We start from the raw sequence: 25,343 nt of genomic DNA, 5'->3' as shown, positions 1-25,343 counted from the left end.
AGACACCTTTCAATCATAAAAATAAAGCGGCCAAAGGCCACTCTATTTCGCATATTCTACTGATCGCGTTTCTCGTATAACGGTAACTTTAATATGACCTGGATAGTCCAGCTGATTCTCAATCTGTTTTGTGATTTCTCTCGCCAACCTAGTCGATTCAGCATCATCTACATCATCAGGTTTCACAATGATACGGCATTCGCGTCCAGCTTGAATCGCGTAAGACTTTTCTACCCCTTCGAACGACTCGCAGATCTCTTCTAACTTTTCCAGCCGTTTAATATAGGCTTCCAATGTTTCTCGTCGCGCACCAGGTCGTGCTGCTGAAAGTGCATCGGCAGCCCTTACGAGAACCGCGATTACACTTGTCGCTTCACAATCACCGTGATGAGCGGCGATGCTATTAATTACAATCGGATGTTCATTATATTTTTTAGCCAGTTCTACACCAATATCAACATGAGACCCTTCTATTTCGTGGTCAATCGCTTTTCCGATATCGTGCAAAATACCTGCTCTTTTAGCTAAATGAATATCCTCACCTAATTCAGCTGCTAACAAACCACACAAATGAGCTACTTCCATGGAATGCTTTAATACATTTTGACCATAACTGGTACGAAATTTTAAGCGCCCAATAATCTTGATTAAATCAGGGTGTAAGCCATGAACACCCGTTTCAAATGTGGATTGTTCCCCATATTCACGGATTCGTTCATCTACATCCCGTCTTGATTTCTCAACCATCTCTTCAATTCGTGCAGGGTGAATGCGTCCATCAGCGACCAATTTTTCTAATGCTACTCGTGCCACTTCTCGACGAATAGGGTCAAAACCAGATAAGATAACTGCTTCTGGTGTATCATCTATGATCAGATCGATACCCGTTAAGGTTTCTAAAGTACGTATATTACGCCCTTCACGACCAATAATACGACCTTTCATCTCGTCATTTGGCAAGGTGACTACCGAAACCGTTGTTTCGGCAACATGATCCGCAGCACACCGTTGTATCGCAAGCGATAAAATATTTCTTGCTTTTTTATCTGCTTCATCGAGTGCTTGCTGTTCCATATCCTTTATCAATTGTGCTGTTTCATGACGCATCTCATTTTCAACTTTAGAAAGAATCATTTGTTTTGCTTCATCGATCGTCAATCCTGAAATTCGTTCCATCTCTTTCGTCTGCTCCTGGTATAGCTCTTCGATTTGGCGTTCGCGAATTTCAATCTGACGCTCACGTTTATTTAAAGACTCGTCTCTTTTTTCATTGGACTGTTGTTTTCGCTCTAATGTTTCTTCTTTTTGACTGAGTCGTCTTTCAACACGCTGTAACTCATTACGTTGTTCACGAATTTCCTTCTCAGCTTCAACACGAAGAAGATGGGCTTCATCCCTTGCCTCAAAAACCTTCTCCTTTTTTACTGCGTCTGCATCTCGCTCTGCTTGTTCTAGCATGACGGCTACTTCTTTTTCTGCACTACCAATTTTAGCTTCTGCTGCTGTCTTTCGTATCCAATATCCAATCAAGATACCGATTCCGAGGAAGGCAAACAGCATAATGATGTTAAGCCCTTCAAACACCTGTTACGCTCACCTCCTCTATATATATCTAAAAAACAAGACCGATGAGCTCGGTCTGATCTCGTTCATCTTTTCGTTTTGCTATACCAGGTTAAGGCTGGATAACCAGCATTCTCATTTACATCACTGTCAATTTTAAGAAATTACGATCCAGAGGTATCTCTTTTTGTATAAAATAAAAGATACAGGTTAATTGTATTCTTTAAGTAATCCCATTGTCAAGGCGACGGCTTAATTGCACTTGAGATTTTCCATCTTGAATACGCACGTGATAAGCATAATCTGATGATTCTGTTAAATGTGTATTATGTGTAACCATTATAATTTGACGATTAAAGGTTTCACCAATTGATTTAAGGAATTCTATCATAGGTAATATATAATCCTCACTAATATGTTTACCAGGCTCATCCAGAATGATCGGTCCTTCTGGTCTTGGCCTCACAGTCTCAATGAGTGCAACGCGAAGAGCCAGGGAGATAATATCCACAATACCTCCACCACGAGCATCTTGGGGTTTATTTTGAATAATCTCCTCATCATATGTAGTGGTAACATAAAACTCTGCAGTGGGATTCCCGCTATGACTCTTCAATTCAATGACAAACCCAAAGGTAGGTCCAAATACATATTGAAGTGCATTCGTAACTAACGTTTCAAGTTGCTGTTTCGCTTGTTCTCTGGCATGTTGCGCTGACAAATCAAAAATAGCATGTACTTTATCCATTAACTCTTTTTCCATCTCTAGTTTTGTGACTCGTTTCCTCAACTCTGATAGTTGCTCTTGGTGAATATGACACTCTATTTTCTTTTTTTCTAAAGTGCTCCTTGCTTGTTTTAAATGATTTCCAATCAAACTGAGATCAATTTCTTCCATTTACGCTTTCAACTCCTGTGGCAACATAGAGATCACTTTTTCTAATTCTTCTTCAATTTCTTGTTCTAGACGTTTGATTTCAGATTGAAGTTGATCCGGTTCCACACCAAGTTCACGTGATTCACGCACGAGTTCTTCTTCTTGTTTTTCTAAGCTTTCTAATCGAGTTTCTGCTTTTAATAGATCGCTCTTCGCCTTGTCTAAGTCCTCTTTAATCCGTTTAATCTTTTCTTCCAACTGTTCCATGGGTCGAACCTCCATTGATTTCTTCCATAATGTGAGTCATCACTTGATCATCTATCATTGTACCACAGGTTGGACATGTACCTCTTTTCGTGAGGATATCCGCCCACTCAGCTGTTAGTCTTTCAATGTCTGTTTTCCGTTCCTTACAATATTTCTTACCTTTTTGTAAGCGCCACTTCATATCAGCCCATCTTGCGCTCAGTTCATTTAAGCGGCGAAGTTGATTCTGCTTTTCTTCTAATGTGGGTAGTGTAACATTTGTCACTCGCTTTACATGTTGATATCGATTGACCATTGATAAATGTTCTTGACGTTCAGTCATCCAATTTTCATATTTTGTATGTAGTAACATCAGCTTTTTCAAGCGGAAAATGGTATTTTCAATAGGGGGCACCACTTCTAACGCCTTAGGTATCTCTTTTAGTTGAATCCATTTTTGTGTAATATGTGCTTTTTGTTTTAACAGTAGTTGATTCCTTTGATGAAGTTGTTTTAATTGAAGGAGTCGATTCTTTTTTTCAATTATCTCATCTATACCCTGTTCGATTACAGGAAGGTTTTTTGTTCTCGTTATGGTTTGATCACATCGATCTTTATCTAACAAAACACGTCTATATTGTAGGTTTAATCGTTTCAATTGTCGATATATCATGTATTGATTTTCAACTTTCTTCAAGTCAGACTGTAGTTGAGGAATTTGCTTTAACTGCTTCATGATCCGGCTATTTTCATGCTTTTCTTGCTCAACTTTTTGTAAACGATGAAACAACGCTTGATAACTCTCTTTTACTTGGCTGAAATGATGTACTTGATTATATTTTTGTTCCGCTTTTTCTAACTGTTTTTCGAGGGATGGTAATATTTGATAGGGTTCTAGTTTTTGCTCGAGTTCATTCATTTGATTGAATAGATGTTTTGTTTCTTGTTGAATTGCTAGCCGATCTTGTCCCGTTTTTTTGCGGGCTTGGTCGATTAAATGCGCGCCACTGATTCTTCCGATTACTTTTGCTTTACTTTGTGGTGAATCAAATAATAAGAATGGACTTTCTAATTGTTTGGAAAAATGAAGCTCATACAATTCTTGATCAATTTTTAAGGCCTCAATCTGATGAACTTGTTTGATTTCATCCGGTACTGTATTACCAAACCCTTCAAAGATCTGCTCTTCCTCATCCGGTAAAGTTAAAATATACCGGTTGATAGACCCACCTCGTACTCTTGTAATTTGTGTGCCATTTAACATTGTAAGGATCACACGACATTGTTTAGCCCCTTTATAAATAAAATCTTGTCCTCTTGGAATATTCATTAATACCCATCGTAAGGCACGTAAGATTGCACTTTTGCCACTATCTGATGGCCCCACGAATACATTAAGCCCATCAGAAAACTCGATTTCTGTAAATTTATGAGACTGAAAGTTTTCGATTGTTAATTTATGAAAGCGATTCAATTTGAACTAGCCTCCTCTTTTTCTTGCTCTACTGCTATTCGTCGCATAGCCTCCATTCGAACCTCTTCTTCCACATTTTCCGCTCCCGAAATCTGCAAAATAATTTCACGTATATCAATCTCTTCAAAATCAGTACCCGATCGTACTTGCTGAATAAATTCAGCTAATCGTTCTTCTTGATAGGCCGCTTTTTCTAAATAGGAACGATCAAGAATATCTGCTCCCGTTTTCGCTTTTTGTAAGCGAATAAAATTGATATTGATTTCGTTGTCAAATTGCAACACTGCAACTTGTGGCATACGTTTCATCTCTGAAGGATGATTATTAATCCGAGCCAATGCACCAGGGTTCACCACATATTTTCCAGCTCGTTCTTGAATAGGAAAACCAGCATGATAATGACCCGTCAATAGAACGTCTACATCCTCACACCAAGTTTCATGTACGAGTGTGTGTGGAACAGACTCTGGTAAAGCACGCTCTACTAACATACCATGTACCATATGAATACAGTAATCGGCATTCATTTCATTTTTCACTTGATAATCAAGTGCCACATCGCGTTTATCCAGATCGTAGTGAAAAGGCATGCCACTTAATTGAACTGTGATCCCATTTTGATGTAACTTAACCCTGTCCCCCTCATGAAGCAGACGAACCGTACCAAATGCATCGAGCAAACCTAACATAGTCCGATCGATCGTTTGTGGATTATGCCCATATATATCATGATTCCCCGCGATTGTGTATATGGGTACATTAAGCTTACGAAATAAAGCGGCAAATTCCCTGACGACAGCTGGTGATAAATTAGGACGATCAAATACATCTCCACCATGCAATACATAGTCAACCTGCTCCTTGTCTGCAATCTCAATTACTTCTTCTATTTTCTCGCGTAATGTAGCTAGAAAATCATCTGTACGACTTCTAGGCGTTGTACCGCGAATATGTGTGTCAGTAAAGTAAAGTATGCGCATAATTATTCCCTTTCTATACGATTTTGTGCGCGAATGTGAGCAAGTACATCATAAATCTCACTCAGTGAAAATCCCCGTCGTTGTAAGTATTGTCCTAGTTTCCGTTCAATTTTAGGCCACGGGTCATGTTGAATGCGAAGATAGCGCCGCTCGGCAATTTCCATTGCCAATTGGCGCTGCTCTTCCTGTGCAAATTGTGAATGAACTTCTTCAATCCAGCGATCCGAAATTCCTTTTGCTTTCAGCTCTTGTTTAACTTTGAGCCAGCCATAACCTTTGTTTCGTTTTCTTTCTTTTACCCAAGCATGGGCATACTTGCGATCATCTAAATAGCCACAATCTTTCAACTCCGCAATCATATGTTCAATATCATCTGGATTTAATTCTAGTTTAGCCAAATAGATGCGAACTTCATTACAAGTTCTAGGTCTGTAACTCAAGTATCTAAGCGCTTTAAGCCGAACTTGATTCCGCTCATCAGCTTTCATCACATCTCGTAGTGTATGTTGATTAACTTCCATGCCCTTATGCAGGTTATGTTTAATTAACGTATCTTCATGAACAGATATCAAAGTTTGTTCATTGACAAAAATTTGATAACGTTTTTTCAGTCTACTTTCCCTTTCAATGCGGGTGATTCGCATTTTCTCCTCCACAATTTGACACCTCATCTACTACGTTTAGCTCTCTTCAGCGTTGCCTACTTTTTCCTTCGCTTTTCTACCTTTTTTATCTGATTGTGCATCAGGTGTAAGTTCTGAATCTACACCACTCATTAATGGCAAGTCGTAATGTTTACGTATTTTGTTCTCAATGTTTACATAAAGATGTGGATGATCTTTTAGAAACTGTTTCGCATTTTCTCGTCCTTGCCCTAACCGATCGCCATCAAACGAATACCATGCACCACTTTTGTTTACAATATCTAGATCTGTCGCGATGTCTAGTGCACTTCCTTCTTTGGAAATCCCTTCGCCAAACATGATATCTACTTCACACTGTTTAAATGGAGGGGCTACTTTATTTTTTACAACTTTTATGCGCGTACGGTTTCCCACCATATCATTTCCTTGTTTAATCGTTTCTGCTCGGCGCACTTCTAAACGAACACTAGAGTAAAATTTAAGTGCTCTTCCTCCTGGAGTGGTTTCAGGATTACCAAACATGACGCCCACTTTTTCACGAATCTGGTTAATAAAAATGGCAATCGTTTTCGATTTATTAATGGCACCAGATAATTTCCGTAACGCTTGGGACATCAAGCGCGCCTGTAATCCGACATGGGAGTCTCCCATTTCACCCTCGATTTCTGCTTTCGGTACCAGTGCAGCTACCGAATCAATTACAACCACATCAATTGCTCCACTTCGTACAAGAGCTTCCGATATTTCTAGGGCCTGCTCACCCGTGTCTGGTTGAGATAGAAGTAATTCTGATACATTGACTCCTAGATTACGAGCATACACAGGATCTAAGGCATGTTCCGCATCAATGAAGGCAGCTTGACCACCTGCTTTTTGAATTTCAGCAATCGCATGTAAAGCAACCGTTGTCTTACCTGATGATTCTGGGCCATACACTTCAATCACACGACCTCGTGGAAATCCACCAATTCCAAGTGCAATGTCTAAAGCTAATGCTCCACTAGATACAGTCTCAACTTGTGTAGTTGTATCTTCTCCCAACTTCATAATAGAACCTTTACCAAATTGCTTTTCTATTTGTCTCAGTGCCATTTCTAACGCTTGATTACGGTCTGACATACATCTGCCCCCTCATACTTTCTCTTTCCAGTTACTCAATACCAACATCATACCCTTTTTTTATGCTTCTGCCAAGATGTTTTACGAACATTTATTCGTTTATTTTAATGTGTGAAAAGGATCATTTTGTGATAGAGTACCATAGTGAGGAGGGAAATCATGAACAAAGAAAAGATGAAAGATCAGATTATGGAAGAGCTGGAAGAAGTAAACGACCCCGAATTAAATATCGATATCGTAAATTTAGGGCTTGTCTATGACGTTTCGATCTCCGATGAAGGTCAAGTAGACGTGACGATGACACTGACGGCCATGGGATGCCCGCTCGCAGGTACGATTAATGACATGGTAGTCCAAGCAGTCAAAAAAGTGGATGATGTGAAAGACGTAAATGTCGATATTGTATGGAACCCACCATGGGATAAAAGTCGCATGAGCCGTTATGCCAAAATTGCACTTGGCATAACCGACTAAAGCTGAAAAACATATAAAAAGAGTTAGCTGACTGTGCAGTTAGCTAACTCTTTTTTATTTTAAATTATGAGCGATTACGTGGACGAGCAGGTTCCATGTTTACCCTTGCACCATTTATGCGTGATTGACGTAATGCTTCATATACAAACGGAGCAACGTCTTCAGGGACTTCAACAAATGAAAAACGGTCATATATATTAATACGCCCCACTTGTCTTAAACCAATACCTGCATGATCCGCGATCGCTTTAGCCAGTTCTTGTGGTCGTAAGTTTGCATTTCGACCTAAATTAATAAAGAATCGAACCATACCAGGCGATGCCCCGGTTTCGCCAAAGTGATAAGTCGCATCTTTACTTTTGTTAAATCGCTCAGAAAAAGTTAAATATAAGGCGGCAGTAGCTACTTTTTCAGGTGAAAATTCCTGTGTTAATTGTGTGACCATATCTTCAAAAAGAGAGAAGTCTGTACCTGATTGAATCGCTTCTGAGATTTGTGCGCTCCATGTTTGTTGTTGTTTTACAGCCACTTCTTCTAAAGTTGGAAGCTCCTTCGCTCTTAATTCTGCACCTGTTTCTTGTTCTATCGTACGTAATTGTTTCAGTTCACGTGGTGTAACCAGTGTCAAAGCCACTCCGGTTCGACCCGCTCGACCTGTTCGACCAATGCGATGTACATAACTTTCAACATCTTGAGGAATATCAAAGTTAATCACATGTGAAATATTGCCCACGTCGATTCCTCTTGCTGCTACATCTGTCGCAATTAATAGTTCAATTTCTCCCTTACGAAAGGCATTCATCACACGATCACGCTGTTGCTGTGCTAGGTCCCCATGCAAACCACCTGCCAAATAGCCTCGTGCCTGCAAAGACTCCGTTAAATCATCTACACCTTTTTTAGTACGACAAAAGATAATGGATAGATCTACTTCTTCACTATCTAATATTCGACACAGTGCTTCAATCTTAAAGTTTTCTAGTACTCGATAATAAACTTGTTTAATGACAGGAACAGTTACTTCGCCGCGATTCACAGTAATATATTTAGGTCTGCGCATATATTTTTGTGCCAAATGACGAATACCTGATGGCATCGTAGCAGAGAAAAGCAGTAGCTGTCTTTGTTTAGGTAAAAATTTTAACACAGTTTCAATGTCATCAATAAAACCCATATCAAGCATTTCATCTGCTTCATCTAGTACAATAATATCGACATACTCAGTATTTAATGTACCACGACGCAGATGATCTAATAAGCGTCCCGGCGTTCCAATCACAACGTGAACACCTTGTTGCAATGCTTTAATTTGGCGTCCAATCGCTTGCCCACCGTAAATCGGTAGTGACTTCACTTGCTTACTTCTCCCCACTTTTCTTAGCTCTTCTGAAACTTGAATAGCTAATTCTCGTGTAGGCGTTAATATAATGCTTTGCACTTTATTAATAGAAGGATCAATTCGTTCTAACACTGGAATACCAAATGCCGCAGTTTTACCTGTCCCTGTCTGTGCTTGACCGATAACATCTTCTCCTCGAATCACATAAGGAATACATTCAGCTTGAATAGGAGAAGGCTCTTCAAAACCCAAATCTTGGATTCCTTGTAATATTTCAGGACTCAAATCAAATTCTCTAAAACGACTCATGTTATAGTTTCACCTTTCTTTAATCGTTGCTGTAGGATAAATAAAGCATATTTTGCAGTTAAAAGCTGAATACGACGTCTTGAGCCTTTTAACTTTATTTGATAAACCCGTGTCGGCTTACCCTTTTCAGCAAGCCCAATGTATATAAGACCTACTGGTTTATTTTCACTCTCATTTGGACCTGCTACACCGGTTGTACTAAGTGCAAAATGTGTTTTAAATTTTCGTTGCGTCTGCTCAGCCAAAGCCTCTGCCGTCTGCATACTAATTGCACCGTATCGCTCTACTATACCCTCATCGATAAGCATAGCTTTACTCTCATTTGTGTAAGAGATACTTCCACCCTTAAAAGATTGGCTGCTTCCAGGAACACTCGTGATTAAATGAGCTAAAAGTCCACCTGTACAACTCTCTACAACAGCTAGGCTTTTATTTAGTTGCCTTAACTTAGTGGACACTACTTCTTCTAGCGACTCGTCTCTTTCACTATAACAATATTCCCCGACCCGCTCCAAAATCAACTTTCGAATGGGTGCTACCATCCTCTGAGCTTCTGATACCGTTTTTCCTTTTGCCGTTAATCTAAGTGTTACACCATACTCTTTTGCATATGGAGCTACAATTGAATTCGTACTCTTCTTTACCACATCTTGTATTCGATCTTCAAGCATAGACTCGCCGATTCCAAAGAAAGACAAAGGATGGGATACAATTGCATGTACATCTGGCATTAACTCCAACAAAAAAGGTTTTACACTTGTTTCAAACATAGGTCTTAGCTCAGCAGGCGGTCCTGGCAAACAAATATAAGTTTGTCTATGCTTCGTTACTGCTAATCCTGGTGCTGTCCCATTTTGATTTTGAAAAATCACACCATCCGGAAAAACAAAAGTTTGTTTATAATTATTCTGAGTGAGTAGATTCGATGCACCTTCAAATATTGATTCTAATCGTTTCGTTGTTTCTTCATCTTGTACCAATGTAACATTTAGGTATGTAGCTAATGTTTCCTTCGTTAGGTCATCCAAAGTAGGCCCTAATCCTCCACACAAAAAAATGAAGTCAGAGCGCTTAGATGCTAAGTCTAGTAACGCCAATAGTTGCTCCTGGTCATCTCGGACACTACTATGAAAATTTACTGTAACGCCTAAGTTAAGTAGTTCTTGTGATAAAAACATGGAATGGGTGTCTATCGTCTGTCCTTGCAAAAGTTCTGATCCGACTGTAATGATCTCTGCTTTCATGCCACCTATCCTTCCGTTTTTTTCATCACGATCATATTTCATTCATGGTAACAATTTTCCTGTTTTTATAGAAATAATCTAGCCCTGAGAAAATCGTGATAATGACTGCAACAATCACAGCAATATCAGCGAATGGAAAAGTTAGATAAGAAAAAGGAACATTATTCAACATTAAAGCTACAATCGCAATGATTTGTACGACTGTCTTCAGTTTTCCTAGTGGGCTTGCAGCAATCACATTCCCCTCGGAAGCTGCAATTAACCTTAAACCTGTCACAGCAAATTCTCTACTGATGATTACGATAGCAATCCACGCATCTAGACGTTGCATCTCAACTAAAGATACTAATGCCGCAGTAATTAATAATTTATCTGCAAGCGGATCTAAAAACTTTCCTAAATTTGTTACTATCTTTTTTTTACGTGCTATGTAACCGTCTAATCCATCTGTAATCGCTGCTAGAATAAATACAGATGTAGCAATGATTTCACTAATCGTCAATGTAACAGAGTGCATTTCTATCGTTCCAATTTCAAACTTAACAAGCAAAAAAATCATTACCACGGGTACCAAAAAAATACGAGCAAGTGTAATTTTGTTGGCTAAGTTCAACTCAACCAACCTCCTTCACGGATAGCCATTTTTGTCGTTTAAGATACCCTTTCATCTGATTTTGACTTTGTTTCCAACATATTATTTTATTCATGATACATCCACCACCAAAAAGCCTAGTAACAATTCTTCAGTAAGTATAAACCAAGCTTGATATAAGTGTCAAAAGCAGCTAACGATATTTCATTTTCATTATCACTTAGACACAATCCGTTTTAATTATCTTGGATATCATCATGAGATATAAATACATGAAACAGCTTGTTCTTTTTGATCTACATCATGATAAGATCGAAAAGAACAAGCTGTTTTTCAACTGCACTTGCGAGATTTAATCTTTTATAGCTCTACGAGTCACCATATGATTTCTCACTGTCTTTTTATCTGATTCACTTTATTCCCTTTTAGTTCTTGACCGTTCACTTTCACAGTAATATTTTCCGGATTATTCATACGAATCCAGAGTTCTGCATCATCAGTTTCAAAAGTGTGATTCACTTTCCAAGGTGGATTCCCTTCTCTCATCGTAGCCTCATTAAGAATATTGTCAGATTCCGTATTGTTCTGATCTATCACGATTCGTGAACTATCACGATTTGCTACGAATTCGAGCGTAATGGTATCACTACCTTGAAAGTTAAATACACTCACTTCACCTTCTTCAGAAACAAGGCTAATTGCTCCAGCTGTACGCTCTTGCGCACCAGATGGTTCTGATGAATCTTCGGAACCAGATGTTACAGGTGGATTTTCTACCGTATTTTGCTCCCGTTTATCATCTCCAAGGACGAAAAAGTAGAGAAGCATAGCAATAACGATAGAAATTCCTAAAACAGCAATAATAATGATTACCATACGCATATTTGGGAGTTTGGTATCCTCTTTTTGCTTGTTTTTTACCGAACTTCGACTTAAGCTATCCATTCGACGTAATTTATCCAAGGATTGTTGATTTGAGTCTTCATTGGGTTGAGATGATATCGCTTCTGTACGAGCTGTAGACTCCGAAAAATCTTCGGACTTGATTTTCCCAGCACGTGATAGACTTTGCGTCGTCTCTTCTGGCTTCGTTTTCATGGTACGTGATAGACTTTGCGTCGTCTCTTCTGGCTTCGTTTTCATGGTACGTGATAGACTTTGCGTCGTCTCTTCTGGCTTCGTTTTCATGGTACGCGATAGACTTTGCGTCGTCTCTTCTGGCTTCGTTTTCATGGTACGCGATAGACTTTGCGTCGTCTCTTCTGGCTTCGTTTTCATGGTACGTGATAGACTTTGCGTCGTCTCTTCTGGCTTCGTTTTCATGGTACGTGATAGACTTTGTGTCGTCTCTTCTGGCTTCGTTTTCATGGTACGTGATAGACTTTGTGTCGTCTCTTCTAATTGGTGATTCAACAAGTTAGAAGGATCACTTAAGTCAGGGCTCGTACGATCTAATTGTGACTCTTCATTCATTCGATCATCGTCTCGAGTAGCGCCTAAATGGTTTGCACTTCTACTGAGCGGAGAAGATTCTGTTTGCTGACTCCTACTTTGATAGCCTGATCCTCTTCGTTCTAGCTCACGCCGCCTTCGATCTTTGGTTTTTTTACTCTCCGTTTCAGATAGCGTAAGCGCCGTATTTGCACTAATTTTAACTTTTTGTTGGTCTCGAGATTGTAGTGTGTCTAAAGATTTTTTTCCTGCGGGTTCCTCTTGTTGTCCTTGGTTTAACTCTCTCTGATTCGACATCGATAGCTTCAATGTATGTTCACGACTACTATTCGCTTTCTTTATATCATCGTCAGTTACTACTTTATGCATACCTGTTAAGCGTTGGGATTGCTCTTCTTTACGATATTGCCTTAAAATATAATGTGGTTCCAATTTCACACAATTTGCATACGAACGAAGATAAGACCTTACATAAAACGGACTCGGTAGTTTATGAAAGTCTCCCTCTTCTATTGCTATTAAAAAAGATTCTTGAATTTTTGTTTTCTCTTGTAACTGTTCGAGGGTCAGTCCAATCGACTCTCGGGCTTGCCGAAGATATGATCCGATTTCGACAGACAACCCAGCCACCTCCTGAAGATCTTGCAAAACAAATTTACATGTACACATCCATTTGTTTTAACTTATCTAATTTTTCGAATGACCAATATGTTACTCCAGTAACGCAAATAATTCTATACCTTGTGAACTCGTTTCAACCTAGGTTGAAACATTGGGAATCAGGAGAAGGCGCTACTTCACCTGATTAAAACCCCGCTTATAAAAGTAGGGGGGCTGAACCCACTCTAAAGATGAAACAACATACATTTTACCAAAAAAGCACAATTTGGTTCAAGCATACCATTGTAAGGTAACTGTGTCAAAAAAGCTCTCCTTGGAGAGCTTTTAATTTTGTTTTGTTATTTTAATCGTTTTTTCGTGATTATAACTGGTATGAATAGTACCTACACCATTTACAGTCATTTTAATATTGGCAGGCTGATCGATATGAATCCACACATCATGATCAAATGATTGAGAGTAAGTTTGATTAGCTGACACTTCAATTTCTTTTAAGATGTCTCCCACTTCTTGCTTGCGAAAAGCAACTTTAGCAGCTCCCCCATCCACTGATACAACCTCTAATTCAACTTGATCCGCAAAAACTAACTCATAGTAATCCGTTCTTGAAGAAGGGGAAGACTTTAGTAAAGTAAGAAGTGGTTCTTGTTCTACAGCTTCAATATTTTCTGTTGATTGCGGGACAACTTCATTTTTTTCGGTGTCATAAACATACATGGCAACCAGCGTAGTTGCAACAACAAGGGTTCCAAAGCCAATCAATAGTATCCAATTATAAAAACGTCCAAATAAAGTATCTTTGTTAGATTGGCTTTTTGTACGCTTCGTTTCCGTTTTGGATGTTTGGCGACTAGGGAACGTCATGGCTTCATTTGATGATGTATCGTTGGAGATCGTCTCAATAGAACTACCTTCAATTTTACGAAAATCTCTTTTAAGCAAATTTTCCACTTGGGGTTCGTAGGAAATCGTTTGTCTTGCGGGCAACAGTTTTGGATTTGTATTCGAAACACGTTCATTCAACTTTTTCACATCGAATGATCCCGTAACATCCATACGTATCATTCTAAGTAAGTTTTGAGGATTTTCACCGACCGCATTGGCAAAACTTCGTAAGTATGAACGCACATAGATAGGACTTGGAAGTGAGTCAAATTGCCCATCCTCCAATGCTATCAGGTGTTTTTTATCAATTTTTGTTTTTGCTTCTATATCTTCAATCTCAAGTCCTAATTTTAACCTAGCTTGTCTTAACCGACGACCTACTTCTATGGACAAAAGATTCACCTCCTAATAATCCGATAATCGCTTCACTTTCTCATTTGGATGCGATAACTTTTAGTCACATCTTGAGCCTCTGTGTTAATCGCTTGGCCATTTACAGATATTTCTACATTAGAAGGCTGACCTAAGACAAACCAATACTCTTTTTTTCCTGAAGTGGGGAGCGTAAATGTTTTACCTAAATTGATCAATTCAGTAGCCTTAGAAGTAGCATCATCCCCATGTCTAAGTGTTGATTGGCCTTTTATTCCTTTTATCGTGATGTTTAATTCATCTACATTTGAAATGGTATAAAGTTGTCCATTTGCATATTCATAGTCGTCAAGTGAACCTTCTTCTAATACAGGGGTATTATTCGCGCCTGCTTCAAGCGTTGTCGCGTTAGGGCTTTCAATTCCCACACTCGAATCCAGAGTAGATGGATTTGCAGTAGAATCATCCTTAGTGAAGAAATAAACCCCGGTTCCTCCCACTATAATGAACCCTGATACGATTAAGCTTATTAAAGCAACTGGTTTTTTCTTTTGGCCACCAGCATTTGATAACCGCCTTGCTGCCATAGCCACACGCCGTGGCGCTAATGTATGCTGGCTCAAATCATGACCAGGTAGAGGTGGTAACCCTTTCGGAGTAATTTGCGTTTTTTCCTTCTGACCGGATGTCGATGGTGTTGTTTGTGGAGGGACACTTCGCACAGAAGTCCTTCTAGGAATTGGAGGTGATTGCATAGGTTGTTCTTGTTGTTTGATTTGATTTCCACTTGAATATTTTTCTTCATATATCCCCAATAATGCCTGTGCATCTATTCCAAGGCTTTTAGCATACGTACGTAAAAACGCACGTGTGTAAAATGGAGAAGGTAGCAAGTGGAAGTCTTCATTTTCTAGTGCATGCAAATAATTGGTTTGGATATTTGTAATGTGGTTCATCTCTTCGAGAGAATAACCTTTTTGCTCTCTAATTTCCTTTAAATATGCGCCAATGTTTGACATTCATTACCCTCCTTTTGGCTAATTAAATTCATGAAAGCCTGGCTCTATCACATCATAAGAGATGATTTCATCAGGATCATTACGAAGTTCGATAATATAATGAAAATCTTCTAAAGAAAACTCAGTTTCTTTCACGAAAAAGTCTGGATGTTCAATCACTTTAGTAGCATTCATTCGCATCATTTCATGCACTAACATATTATGTCTTTCCGTTGATCGTACAGTTGATACGATACCGTCAATGATATAAACATTTTGCTCAGAAAGTTCATCCTCTGCTAACTGGCTTCTAACTGTTTGTCTAAGGAGCGTAGAGGATACAAAAGTCCATCTCTTGTTTGCACAAACACTCGAGGCGACAATCGACTCGGTTTTTCCTACTCGTGGCATACCTCGAACACCAATCAATTGATGTCCCTCTTTTTTTAACAGCTCTGCCATGAAATCAACTAACAGTCCCAGTTCATCCCTTGTAAATCGATATGTTCGTTTATCTTCTAAGCATCGATCTAAGTATCGTCCATGCCTAACTGCCATTCGGTCAACTAATTTAGGCGGACGTAAAGCAGTAATCGTAATATTGTCGACTCGAAGTAAGATTTGCTTTAATGCATCAATTTTACCTTTATCTTCAGTGCGTAATAGCATGCCTCGTCTGTTATTCTCTACACCATTAATGGTAATAATATTAATCGATAGCATCCCTAGCAAAGATGCAATATCTCCTAATAAGCCTGGCCTGTTTTTATGGATTTGATACTCTAGATACCATTCGTGATGAATCGTAATCCACACCTTTCAACCCATTAATTGCGAACATCTCACATATGTTCTATAGTATAGCATATTTGCAAAGAATTACGAAAGATATTTTAAATATCATTTTGGTTTTAAACATCAAAACACCCTATATATAGGGTGTTTTGATGTTTAAAACCAAAATCATTTTCCATCATTTACTAATTTAACCATTAAATTTGCCATTATTTTTTGCTCTTCTTCATTCGCACAGTTCCATAGATCTTTTAATAAGTGTTCTTCTCTGTTTTGCGGATCAATATCTTGTGCGAGGTAGTCACCAAGTTGATAAGCTAGCTCGCTGATATTTTCTCTATCCATACCTAAGGTTTCAGCTTGATTGACACGATTGTGAAGAAATTCTTTCCATTGCTCAAAATTATCTAGCACTGCCATGGTAAAATCCCCCTCAGATTAATTAATGGTTTACTACGCATAATATGTATCGAACCAACTATTTTTATACATTCGTGTCGCTTAACCAAAGGTTATGACCACATATTTTATTTTACACGCTAACCTGTATGCCAGCCGCCATTAACGGCCATCGTTTGTCCCGTAATATACATCGCTTTTTCTTCACACAAGAACCGAACTAATGATGCAACCTCATCAGGATGACCCAATCTACCAAGCGGAATTTGATCGCATAAATCATTTTTTTCAAAGCTAGAAAGTTGCTGAGACAACATCGCCGTATTTATTGCACCTGGTGTAACAGCATTAACAGTAATTCCTGAAGGTGCAAGCTCCTGCGCTAAAGATCTCACCATCGCAATCTGCGCTCCCTTAACTGTGGAATATAAAACTTCACCAGCTGCTCCAATCTCTCCCCATATCGAAGAGATCATAATGATTCTACCGCTTTTCTTTTGTATCAGATAAGGTAATGAAGCTTGTACCAAATACAATCCTCCACGTACATGAACAGCCATTAATTCATCAAAAATTTCATCTGTAATGTCTTGCACCAATCCAAAATGTGTATTACCCGCAGCATGGACCACAATACTGGGGTGACCTAGTTTTTCAGTTATATACGAATAAGTATGTTCTATCTGTTTTTTTGCCTTCATATTCATCTGAACAGCGACGGCAGATACGCCATACTGCCTACACAAAGCCATCACTTCTTCTGCTCTTTTATTAGCTTGATGATAACCAATTGCAACATGAATGCCATGCTTGGCAAATTCAATCGCTATTGCGGCTCCAATTCCTCCACTCGCTCCACTTATCCAAGCAATGCATTTGTCCTCCATGATCTCTACACCTCTCCTGCAGGTACTTAACTGTCTTTAATTTAGCATGCCATAAGCCCCCCTTCTTTGAAGGAGGGGCTTACGATGATGCTATGATTCTGGAGATAACACTTTGGATACAGTAAATCTGTCCCATGCAATATGTTGATGTAAGCGATCATTTAGGTCTTCTATACGTAATGACTCTAAAACAGGAATCATTTGGAATAAATCAGCACCATTAAAGCGATAATTTGTAAACTGATTGGCAATCCACTCAGGGGAGTTGAAGTAGCGTAATATACTCCCGATTTTTTTCTTTTTGATTCTTTCAAATGTCTCGTAGTCAATTCCTTGTTCCAACACGGTGGGAACTTCTGACTTAAATCGAGCAACTAGTTCGTCTGGATGATGTGTATCCCCACCCATCATCGAAAAACCAAAACTTTGTTCTAATGTGTATGAATAAGAAAAGCTCTCATCGATCAATCCTTCATCGTATAAGGTTTGATAAAATGTAGAAGAACGACCAACTAGTGCTTCTAGCATCATCTCTGTAAGAAATTCCTGTTTTAAGTATTGATCAGCTGTCTGATTTAAATAGGAATTCGACTCTTTAAATCCAAACAAACACTTGGGTACACTTACAGGTAACGATATGGTGTGATCTTTAATGGCTACATCCCCAGGTTCGTTTGCGATATAACGTTTAATCTGAGGTGCTTCTGTAAATGACTTGCTTTTTTGATTCGATACAATTAATTTTAACATTTCTTCAGGCTCTACAGGTCCCGCAATAAAAAACAACATGTTACTGGGATGATAAAAGGTATTGTAGCAATCATACAATATCTCATCTGTTATGTTCCCAATCGATTCTATTGTGCCTGCAATATCAATACGAACAGGATGCTTCTGATACATCCCCTCTATTAATCCGAAATATGAGCGCCAGTCTGGATTATCATCATACATTCGAATTTCTTGTCCAATAATCCCTTTCTCTTTCTCTACATTTTTAGTCGTAAAATATGGGCTTTGTACATAATCGAGCAATGTATTCACATTCTGATCAACTTGTTCTGTGCAAGAGAATAAATAAGCGGTTCTTGTAAAGCTAGTAAAGGCATTGGCAGAAGCACCTTGTCTAGAAAATGTCTGAAATACATCTTCTCCTGATTCTTGTTCGAACATCTTATGTTCTAAAAAATGGGCTACGCCATCAGGCACCTGAAACTTTCCTTTGCCTTCCACGTCAAACTGGTCGTCAATGGAACCATACTTGGTCGTAAATGTAGCATAGGTTTTACTAAACTCTGTTTTCGGTAAGATATAAACCTCTAAGCCGTTTGCTAATCGTTCATGATAGAGCGTTTCTTTTAGCTGCTTGTACTCAATTTTCTCCATGATTAGCGCCCCCCTTGTCTCGTAAAAAGTAGATGGTATCTAACTTAATTTTCTGTGCTACGCGCTTAACATCTTCTAGGGTGACTTCCTCGATATGGGTTAGGAGCTGGCTGATTGAACGTTCCTTATTACTTAATACACCATGATAATGCGCATTCATTAAATCATAAGCACGGTCTTGAGACTCACGTAATTGATTCGACAGCGTCGCTTTGGTTTGTATCAACTCACGCTCACTTATGTCTCCATTTTCCATCGCAAAAAGCTGCTCTTTTATAATGCCTAATGCTTTACTGTAATTCTCAATTTCAATACCAGATTGTATACCTAAAAATCCTTGATGACTATCAATACGTGAAGAACAGTAATAAGCTAAACTCTCTTTCTCACGGACATTCATAAAGAGCTTAGAATGTGCAAAGCCACCTAAGATACCGTTATATAGCATCAAAGCAGGATAATCATCATCTTGGTACGTCGTATATGTGCGCAATCCCAAATTTAATTTCCCTTGTTTGACATCATAACGCTCTACTACTTCTCGCACTTTTTCTACTTCTGCTTTCTCTGTCGTTCGTTGGGGCAATTTACGCTCATGGTCCATCAGCTGCGAAAAGTGATTCCCCATGATCTCTGTAAATTCTTGTACATCAATGTCTCCTATACAATAAAAATCGATGGGTCTGTTCCGAATCACATCTTGATAATATGTATAAAGCCCTTCAGCTGATATTTGGTCAAGATCACTTGTTCGACCATGATTAAACAAGGCAAAAGGTTGGTCTTTATACATGCTTTCAAGTAGCCGTTGAGATGCCAACCGCATTTTATCATCTTTAAAGCTTTCTATCTTCTGCTGTAAATTTTTCTTCTCCGATTTTAAATAGCCCAAGTGAAAATGCTCATTTTCAGTAATGGGATTTAAGAGCACCTGTGAAAAGAAATGGAGACCTTCCTCCAATAAAGATGCACTTTCCTTTAAATATTGTTCATTGGCAACTTCCATCCCCATCTGAATAATATGTCTTTCCCCACGTTTGAATACGTCTCCAAATAAGATAGCGCCATACATGTGATCTAAAGCTTGTTGTAATTGCGTAGTCGTTTGATACTGTTTCGTTCCTCGCTGTAATATAGCTGGAAGTAACGCCGTTTTCGTCACAAATTCTGATTGTAAGGGTTGCTGAATAAAGCAGGAAAATGTTGTACTTTTAAACTGATTCGTTGTAAGTACATGTGCACGAATACTTCCCATTTCAATTGTTTTAAAATTAGGAGAAGTCATATTCCCATCCTTTCTTATTTGAACTCTTCTCATTATAAACTAAGTTAAAGTTATATGGAAAGTAATCCCAACTTATCTTCTCTTTTTCTAAGGAGACACGTTCTTTAGCAGAATCCTAACCATCTACTTTACACCCCACTTGTTCAATCGGTAACTAGCGTTATTTTGTCCACTCGCGATCCAAAATATAAAAAAACCTTGGCGAAGTGCCAAGGTTAACGTGCGCATGATTTCTACATTTTATTGTCATGTATTTGAGTTAATAGAAACTGCTGGTTAACGTGTTCCTTTTTCATATGGCTTACCAAGTGCATTTGGCGCTTCTGCTCTCCCTACAAAACCTGCAAGTGCTAGGATCGTGAGAATATATGGAAGCATACTTAAGATCTCACTCGGTACATAAGCAGATAAACCAATCAACTGTCCCGTTAGAGCTAGTGCTACCGCAAACCCGAAGAAAGTAGCTGCACCGAGCACACCTAGCGGTCTCCATTTACCAAATATAAGTGCGGCTAGGGCAATAAACCCCTGACCGGCTACTGTTGCTTGATTAAACTCACTACCAATTGCGATGGATAATGATGCCCCACCCATCGCTGCAAGAGCACCACTGATGATGACTGCTAAATAACGGATTCCCACTACACTTACTCCAGCTGTTTCAGCAGCATGTGGATGTTCACCTACAGCCCGAATGCGCATACCAAAAGCTGTACGGTAAAGAAGGAAATAGGTAATAAAAGCAGCTATAATCGCAATATATGTGAACGGAAGTGCCTGAAAGAGTGAAGGACCGATTACAGGGATTTCACTTAAGAAGGGAATCGCAACCCGATCTAAAGTTTCAGGAACGACTGGTGTCTGACCAGCCCCATTATATAAGTATTTCACAAGATACATTGAAATACCTAAAGCTAAAAAGTTGATCGCCACACCGCTGACGACTTGGTCTGCTTTGAAGGTAATGGTGGCAACGGCATGTGGAAGTGCTAAAATGATCCCAGCAATAATAGATAGTATCAGTCCCATCCATGCACTACCTGTAGCAATCGTACCCACTGCACCCATAAAAGCGCCTATAATCATTAAACCCTCAAGCCCAATATTAACTACACCTGAGCGTTCCGAAAACAATCCACCTAGTGCAGCTAAAACAAGAGGGGTTGCATATATGACTGTTGTCATTAAAATATTTGTAACGACTTGCATATAATCACCCATGCTTTTTTACCCCCTTTTGCTTACGGAAACGACCGACTATCTTAGTAGAGATATTTGCAGCTACAAATAAAATGATTGCTGCTACTACAACACGTATGACTTCAAATGGAACGTCCGCTTCAAACTGCATATTTCCACCGCCATAGTTTAAGACACCAAACAAGGAAGCTGCAAAAATTACACCAAGTGGTGTATTTCCACCAAGTAACGCAACTGCGATCCCATCAAATCCAATTCCAGTAAAAGCAGCCTCGATCGACAGATATCCACTAGTGCCTAGAACTTCACTTGCACCAGCCAAACCAGCAAACGAACCACTGATCATCATAGATAAGATAATGTTACGCTTTACACTCATGCCGGCATATTCTGAAGCACGGGGATTATAGCCAACTGCACGCAGTTCATATCCTAGTTTCGTTCGATATAAGAGATAGTACATTACAAAAACGCCAAGTAATGCGATAAAGATTCCTAAATGAATACGTGAGCCGCCAAATATCTGTGATAAAACATCTACTTTCAAGGGTGGACTATCCGCTATTTTTGGAGTTGAATCGGCTCCTTTAGCCAACCAAGTACGAATCAGATAATTAGATAAGTACAGGGCAATAAAATTCATCATAATCGATACGATGACTTCATGTACGCCTCGTGATGCCTTTAGAAACCCCGGAACCAAGCCCCACAAAGCACCAGCCAGTCCGCCCATTATAACCGCTACGATGACTTGAATAACCGGTGGAAGGCCAAGTTGAGTTGCCACAATAAAAGCGACCAACTGCCCGACAATAAACTGACCTTCCACACCAATATTAAAAAGGCCCGTACGGAATGCAATCGCTACTGCCAATCCGGTTAAAATCAAAGGGGTTATCGTACGAATCGTTTCCCCTAAATCATAGGGTTGAAATAGTGCGCTTACAAATAATGCGTTATAGGCAGCTACCGGATTATAGCCTGCCGCCAACATCATAATCGCACCTACAACCATACCTAATAAGATAGAAATAATCGCTGTAGTGGCACCGCTATATTTATTTAATCGCGCTAATAGGGATTGCATATGTTAATTCGCCTCCTTCTCTAGAGCACTTCCAGCCATAAGCAAACCAAGTTCTTCCTCTGTTGCATTTTGAGGATCTACCCAACCCACGATGACACCCTCATAAATGACTGCGATTCGGTCGCTTAGTTTTAGGATTTCATCTAACTCTAGCGAAACGAGTAGTACAGCTTTCCCGTTGTCTCGCTGTTCGACCAGCTTACGGTGAATAAACTCGATGGCACCAACATCAAGACCCCGAGTGGGTTGAGCTGCAATTAACAGTGTTGGTTCACGATCTACCTCACGGGCAATAATCGCCTTTTGTTGATTACCACCTGATAATGCGCGAATAGGTGTATCAATACTTGGTGTACGGACGTCATATTCTTCAATCAGCCTTTTTGCAAATTGGTCTATCTCATTAAATTGAATGGACATCCCTTTCGTAAAAGGAGGTTGATAATAGGTTTGTAACACCATATTTTCACTAACCGTAAAATCTAAAACTAAGCCACGCTTTTGACGATCCTCTGGAATATGACCCACACCTGATTCTGTAATCTTACGTGGGCGCTGATTGGCAATATCTTGTTTATTTAACTTAATATGGCCTGATTTAATAGACTGTAGCCCGGTAATGGCTTCAATCAATTCGGATTGACCATTTCCATCTACTCCAGCCAACCCAACAATCTCTCCTGCTTTTACTTCCATGTTCAGGCCATTAATAACTTTTACACCATTGCCTTTTTCCATAACTAAGTTCTGAATATCAAGTATCGTTTCGCCAGTTTCAGCATCTTCTTTGTCAATCGAAAAAGAGACTTTTCTTCCCACCATCAAAGAAGCTAGCGTATTTTCATCATTTCCAGCTACATCAACTGTATCAATCACTTTACCTCTACGTATTACGGTGACACGATCGCAAGTACGCATAATTTCTTTTAATTTATGGGTAATAAAAATGATGGTCTTGCCTTCTTTGACTAAGTTCTTCATGATACTAATCAGTTCATCAATTTCTTGTGGGGTTAATACAGCTGTCGGTTCATCAAATATGAGTGTTTCTGCACCCCGATAAAGCGTTTTGAGGATTTCTACACGTTGTTGCATGCCGACTGAGATGTCAGAAATTTTAGCGCTTGGATCAACCTTAAGTCCATATTGATCAGATAACTTCTGAATCTCTTTTTCCGCTTGTTTTATATCTAAAATTCCACCCTTACTACGCTCATCTCCTAAGATGATATTTTCAGTAACTGTAAAGGGTTGTACTAGCATAAAATGTTGATGAACCATACCTATTCCAAGTTCATTCGCCATAGTCGGTCCTGTAATCATAACTTTCTTTTCATTAATCCGGATTTCACCTTCTTCAGGTTGATAAAGTCCAAATAAGACATTCATCAAAGTAGACTTTCCGGCTCCATTTTCACCTAATAAGGCGTGGATTTCACCCTTTTTGATCGCCAAGTTAATATTGTCATTGGCTACAATCCCAGGGAAACGTTTTGTGATCCCGATCATTTCAACAACATTCAAGATCATCCCTCCTAATCATACTCTTCTACGTAAACGGCTTGAGGAAAAAGGTTTTAAATGTTTGCAGTACACCATCAGCGTTATGGTCGCTAATTGATTGGGTATAAAAACTTAGGTTAATCGATTTGCATGATATTTAAGTTAATCGATATACTTGATAAACAGTGTATGTTTCTATCCATAACATCAGTCAGTGTTATGTTTCCATTGCCATCCTTGTTTGATTCATCCATGCTATAAAAAGAAGCCCCACTACAGCGTGATATGCTATAGCAGGGAGATAATAGACAATGCATTTACTTACTTTACATCTGCTACTTTCGTTGGTACAACAATGTCACCACTAATGATTTTTTCCTTGTATTCATTTACTTTGGTTAAGACGTCAGGATTAATATTTTTAGTATTCTCAGCTAGCCCTACTGCATCATCTTGAAGACCAAACACATGATGCTCTCCTGATTTCAAGTCTTTATCTTTAAGTGACTTCGTAATGTCAAACACTGCTACATCCACTTTTTTGACCATAGAAGTTAAGGTATGTTCTGGTGCTAGTCTCGATTGATCCATATCTACACCAATCGCCCAGAACTTACCTGCCTCACGCGTCTTAACTTCATCAAACAAACCTTTACCGACACCACCAGCAGCATGATAGATGATATCTGCACCTTGATTATACATGCCTGCTGATAATGTACGGCCCTTTGTTACATCGGAAAAACTTCCTGCATATGCTGAAATAACTTCAGCCTTCGGATTTACTGCTTTAACGCCGGCAATAAAACCTGCTTCAAACTTCTCAATGAGCTCACTATTAATACCACCGATGAATCCAACTTTGTTGGTCTTTGTGGTTAATCCAGCTGCAGCCCCTACTAAGAAAGAGCCCTCTTCTTCTTTAAAAGTAACTGCCGTAACATTAGCAGGAATATTTCCACCTAAATTACTATCTACAATCCCAAATTGAACATCAGGAAATTGTTGTGCAACTTCTGGGACTGCTTTTTCATGTTTAAAACCCACAGCCCATGTTAGGTTACGTCCTTCACGAGCAAATTTTGTTAAGTTTGGTACATAATCACTATCTTGTTTGGATTCAAGCGCCTTAATATCAGCACCTAGCTCATCTTTTGCACGTTCTAATCCATCCCAAGTGGTTTGGTTAAAGGACTCATCATTTAGCCCTCCTGTATCCGTTACCATACCTACTTTAAAACCGCTTTCATTAGCAGCTTGATCGTTTCCTTGACCGCAACCTACTGCTAAAATGAGCATCGCAGCTAATATCATTGCAAGCCATGTTCTCTTTTTCATAAGTGAATCCCCCTTCAGCATAATAAGACGCCTATGTACATTAGCTTATAGTGAGGCAAGCAAATGGATAAATCTGACTGTCAGCTTATCCATCTGACGCAAAAACATCTCACAAAATTTCCTACTTGCCAATGAAACCCTATATGTGAATAACCCGTGTTTATTATAACAAAACAAGCGTGTTGATTCGTATGATTTTCCATTTAACCGTCATACATTTTGGTTAATCAACATCATTTACGCTTGCGAGCGCATGTTATTCCAGTTTCATTTG

Annotated in this window: 23 protein-coding genes; 1 reads left to right on the top strand and 22 read right to left on the bottom strand. The window is 39.1% G+C overall.

Features of this window, described 5'->3' with window-relative positions:
• Positions 1-42 precede the first annotated feature (42 nt).
• The 7 genes from rny to recA form a co-directional block, all read right to left on the bottom strand.
• Positions 43-1,560, bottom strand: a complete 1,518-nt coding sequence (gene rny, locus IC619_RS10145) for a ribonuclease Y (RefSeq protein ID WP_191139962.1) — start codon at positions 1,558-1,560, stop codon at positions 43-45.
• Positions 1,561-1,786: 226 nt separating this feature from the next.
• On the bottom strand, positions 1,787-2,461 hold the full coding sequence (locus IC619_RS10140; RefSeq protein ID WP_191139882.1) for an ATP-binding protein: 675 nt from the start codon (positions 2,459-2,461) through the stop codon (positions 1,787-1,789).
• The gene (locus IC619_RS10135) at positions 2,462-2,707 is read right to left on the bottom strand and encodes a hypothetical protein (RefSeq protein WP_191139883.1); all 246 of its coding nucleotides are present in this window, start codon (positions 2,705-2,707) and stop codon (positions 2,462-2,464) included. It abuts the gene before it with no gap.
• Complete coding sequence (locus IC619_RS10130) at positions 2,682-4,160, bottom strand: AAA family ATPase (protein WP_191139884.1); 1,479 nt, start codon at positions 4,158-4,160, stop codon at positions 2,682-2,684. The genes IC619_RS10135 and IC619_RS10130 overlap by 26 nt, the downstream gene beginning before the upstream one ends.
• Positions 4,157-5,140 carry a metallophosphoesterase family protein gene (locus tag IC619_RS10125; RefSeq protein WP_191139885.1) on the bottom strand — a complete coding sequence of 328 codons (984 nt, stop codon included), beginning with the start codon at positions 5,138-5,140 and terminating at the stop codon, positions 4,157-4,159. The genes IC619_RS10130 and IC619_RS10125 overlap by 4 nt, the downstream gene beginning before the upstream one ends.
• Positions 5,141-5,142: 2 nt before the next feature.
• Entirely contained in the window at positions 5,143-5,784 is a 642-nt protein-coding gene (locus IC619_RS10120) for a RecX family transcriptional regulator (protein WP_191139886.1), read from the bottom strand.
• Between the two features lie 36 nt (positions 5,785-5,820).
• A complete protein-coding gene (gene recA, locus IC619_RS10115; RefSeq protein ID WP_191139887.1) occupies positions 5,821-6,903 on the bottom strand; it encodes a recombinase RecA in 1,083 nt (360 codons plus the stop codon).
• Between the two features lie 159 nt (positions 6,904-7,062).
• On the opposite strand from recA, the gene IC619_RS10110 reads away from it, so the two are divergent.
• Positions 7,063-7,377, top strand: coding sequence for a metal-sulfur cluster assembly factor (locus IC619_RS10110; protein ID WP_191139888.1), 315 nt, complete (start codon positions 7,063-7,065; stop codon positions 7,375-7,377).
• Positions 7,378-7,441: 64 nt separating this feature from the next.
• Here IC619_RS10110 and IC619_RS10105 read toward each other — a convergent pair whose 3' ends face one another.
• The 15 genes from IC619_RS10105 to IC619_RS10035 all read right to left on the bottom strand — a co-directional run bounded on the left by IC619_RS10105 (position 7,442) and on the right by IC619_RS10035 (position 25,069).
• On the bottom strand, positions 7,442-9,025 hold the full coding sequence (locus tag IC619_RS10105; RefSeq protein WP_191139889.1) for a DEAD/DEAH box helicase: 1,584 nt from the start codon (positions 9,023-9,025) through the stop codon (positions 7,442-7,444).
• On the bottom strand, positions 9,022-10,269 hold the full coding sequence (locus IC619_RS10100; protein WP_191139890.1) for a competence/damage-inducible protein A: 1,248 nt from the start codon (positions 10,267-10,269) through the stop codon (positions 9,022-9,024). The genes IC619_RS10105 and IC619_RS10100 overlap by 4 nt, the downstream gene beginning before the upstream one ends.
• 31 nt (positions 10,270-10,300) lie before the next feature.
• Positions 10,301-10,882, bottom strand: coding sequence for a CDP-diacylglycerol--glycerol-3-phosphate 3-phosphatidyltransferase (gene pgsA / locus IC619_RS10095; protein ID WP_191139891.1), 582 nt, complete (start codon positions 10,880-10,882; stop codon positions 10,301-10,303).
• Positions 10,883-11,251: 369 nt separating this feature from the next.
• Positions 11,252-12,934 (bottom strand): helix-turn-helix domain-containing protein, encoded by a 1,683-nt coding sequence (locus IC619_RS10090; protein ID WP_213260879.1) that lies wholly within the window; start codon positions 12,932-12,934, stop codon positions 11,252-11,254.
• Positions 12,935-13,258: 324 nt separating this feature from the next.
• Positions 13,259-14,212 carry a helix-turn-helix domain-containing protein gene (locus tag IC619_RS10085; protein ID WP_191139893.1) on the bottom strand — a complete coding sequence of 318 codons (954 nt, stop codon included), beginning with the start codon at positions 14,210-14,212 and terminating at the stop codon, positions 13,259-13,261.
• A 32-nt stretch (positions 14,213-14,244) separates the two neighbouring features.
• Complete coding sequence (locus tag IC619_RS10080) at positions 14,245-15,210, bottom strand: helix-turn-helix domain-containing protein (protein WP_191139894.1); 966 nt, start codon at positions 15,208-15,210, stop codon at positions 14,245-14,247.
• 18 nt (positions 15,211-15,228) lie between these two features.
• Positions 15,229-15,921, bottom strand: a complete 693-nt coding sequence (locus IC619_RS10075) for a DUF3388 domain-containing protein (protein ID WP_249669819.1) — start codon at positions 15,919-15,921, stop codon at positions 15,229-15,231.
• Positions 15,922-16,152: 231 nt separating this feature from the next.
• Complete coding sequence (locus tag IC619_RS10070; protein WP_191139896.1) at positions 16,153-16,404, bottom strand: DUF3243 domain-containing protein; 252 nt, start codon at positions 16,402-16,404, stop codon at positions 16,153-16,155.
• Positions 16,405-16,523: 119 nt separating this feature from the next.
• Positions 16,524-17,270 (bottom strand): elongation factor P 5-aminopentanone reductase, encoded by a 747-nt coding sequence (ymfI, locus tag IC619_RS10065; protein WP_191139897.1) that lies wholly within the window; start codon positions 17,268-17,270, stop codon positions 16,524-16,526.
• Positions 17,271-17,360: 90 nt separating this feature from the next.
• Positions 17,361-18,656 (bottom strand): EF-P 5-aminopentanol modification-associated protein YfmH, encoded by a 1,296-nt coding sequence (yfmH, locus tag IC619_RS10060; RefSeq protein ID WP_191139898.1) that lies wholly within the window; start codon positions 18,654-18,656, stop codon positions 17,361-17,363.
• Positions 18,643-19,941, bottom strand: a complete 1,299-nt coding sequence (gene yfmF, locus IC619_RS10055; protein WP_191139899.1) for an EF-P 5-aminopentanol modification-associated protein YfmF — start codon at positions 19,939-19,941, stop codon at positions 18,643-18,645. The genes yfmH and yfmF overlap by 14 nt, the downstream gene beginning before the upstream one ends.
• A gap of 276 nt (positions 19,942-20,217) precedes the next feature.
• Positions 20,218-21,162, bottom strand: a complete 945-nt coding sequence (locus IC619_RS10050) for an ABC transporter permease (protein ID WP_224749793.1) — start codon at positions 21,160-21,162, stop codon at positions 20,218-20,220.
• Positions 21,155-22,228, bottom strand: coding sequence for an ABC transporter permease (locus IC619_RS10045; protein WP_191139900.1), 1,074 nt, complete (start codon positions 22,226-22,228; stop codon positions 21,155-21,157). The genes IC619_RS10050 and IC619_RS10045 overlap by 8 nt, the downstream gene beginning before the upstream one ends.
• Positions 22,229-22,231: 3 nt before the next feature.
• Positions 22,232-23,758, bottom strand: coding sequence for an ABC transporter ATP-binding protein (locus IC619_RS10040; RefSeq protein ID WP_224749792.1), 1,527 nt, complete (start codon positions 23,756-23,758; stop codon positions 22,232-22,234).
• A gap of 294 nt (positions 23,759-24,052) precedes the next feature.
• On the bottom strand, positions 24,053-25,069 hold the full coding sequence (locus IC619_RS10035; protein ID WP_191139901.1) for a BMP family lipoprotein: 1,017 nt from the start codon (positions 25,067-25,069) through the stop codon (positions 24,053-24,055).
• Between the last annotated feature and the right edge of the window lie 274 nt (positions 25,070-25,343).

The sequence above is a fragment of the Polycladospora coralii genome (assembly GCF_014773435.2).
GTDB classification, from domain to species: domain Bacteria; phylum Bacillota; class Bacilli; order Thermoactinomycetales; family Thermoactinomycetaceae; genus Polycladospora; species Polycladospora coralii.
This window is presented reverse-complemented; position numbering and strand designations above follow the sequence as displayed.

Coding starts and splice junctions, on each gene's coding strand:
- IC619_RS10105 (WP_191139889.1), bottom strand. CDS start 9,025: ATGAGTCGTTTTAGAGAATTTGATTTGAGTCCTGAAATATTACAAGGA.
- yfmF (WP_191139899.1), bottom strand. CDS start 19,941: ATGACTTCTCCTAATTTTAAAACAATTGAAATGGGAAGTATTCGTGCA.
- IC619_RS10080 (WP_191139894.1), bottom strand. CDS start 15,210: ATGTCAAACATTGGCGCATATTTAAAGGAAATTAGAGAGCAAAAAGGT.
- IC619_RS10125 (WP_191139885.1), bottom strand. CDS start 5,140: ATGCGCATACTTTACTTTACTGACACACATATTCGCGGTACAACGCCT.
- IC619_RS10045 (WP_191139900.1), bottom strand. CDS start 22,228: ATGCAATCCCTATTAGCGCGATTAAATAAATATAGCGGTGCCACTACA.
- IC619_RS10110 (WP_191139888.1), top strand. CDS start 7,063: ATGAACAAAGAAAAGATGAAAGATCAGATTATGGAAGAGCTGGAAGAA.
- IC619_RS10100 (WP_191139890.1), bottom strand. CDS start 10,269: ATGAAAGCAGAGATCATTACAGTCGGATCAGAACTTTTGCAAGGACAG.
- yfmH (WP_191139898.1), bottom strand. CDS start 18,656: ATGGAGAAAATTGAGTACAAGCAGCTAAAAGAAACGCTCTATCATGAA.
- rny (WP_191139962.1), bottom strand. CDS start 1,560: ATGCTGTTTGCCTTCCTCGGAATCGGTATCTTGATTGGATATTGGATA.
- IC619_RS10140 (WP_191139882.1), bottom strand. CDS start 2,461: ATGGAAGAAATTGATCTCAGTTTGATTGGAAATCATTTAAAACAAGCA.
- IC619_RS10120 (WP_191139886.1), bottom strand. CDS start 5,784: ATGCGAATCACCCGCATTGAAAGGGAAAGTAGACTGAAAAAACGTTAT.
- IC619_RS10135 (WP_191139883.1), bottom strand. CDS start 2,707: ATGGAACAGTTGGAAGAAAAGATTAAACGGATTAAAGAGGACTTAGAC.
- ymfI (WP_191139897.1), bottom strand. CDS start 17,270: ATGGAGGACAAATGCATTGCTTGGATAAGTGGAGCGAGTGGAGGAATT.
- IC619_RS10050 (WP_224749793.1), bottom strand. CDS start 21,162: ATGGGTGATTATATGCAAGTCGTTACAAATATTTTAATGACAACAGTC.
- IC619_RS10035 (WP_191139901.1), bottom strand. CDS start 25,069: ATGAAAAAGAGAACATGGCTTGCAATGATATTAGCTGCGATGCTCATT.
- recA (WP_191139887.1), bottom strand. CDS start 6,903: ATGTCAGACCGTAATCAAGCGTTAGAAATGGCACTGAGACAAATAGAA.
- IC619_RS10040 (WP_224749792.1), bottom strand. CDS start 23,758: ATGATCTTGAATGTTGTTGAAATGATCGGGATCACAAAACGTTTCCCT.
- IC619_RS10070 (WP_191139896.1), bottom strand. CDS start 16,404: ATGGCAGTGCTAGATAATTTTGAGCAATGGAAAGAATTTCTTCACAAT.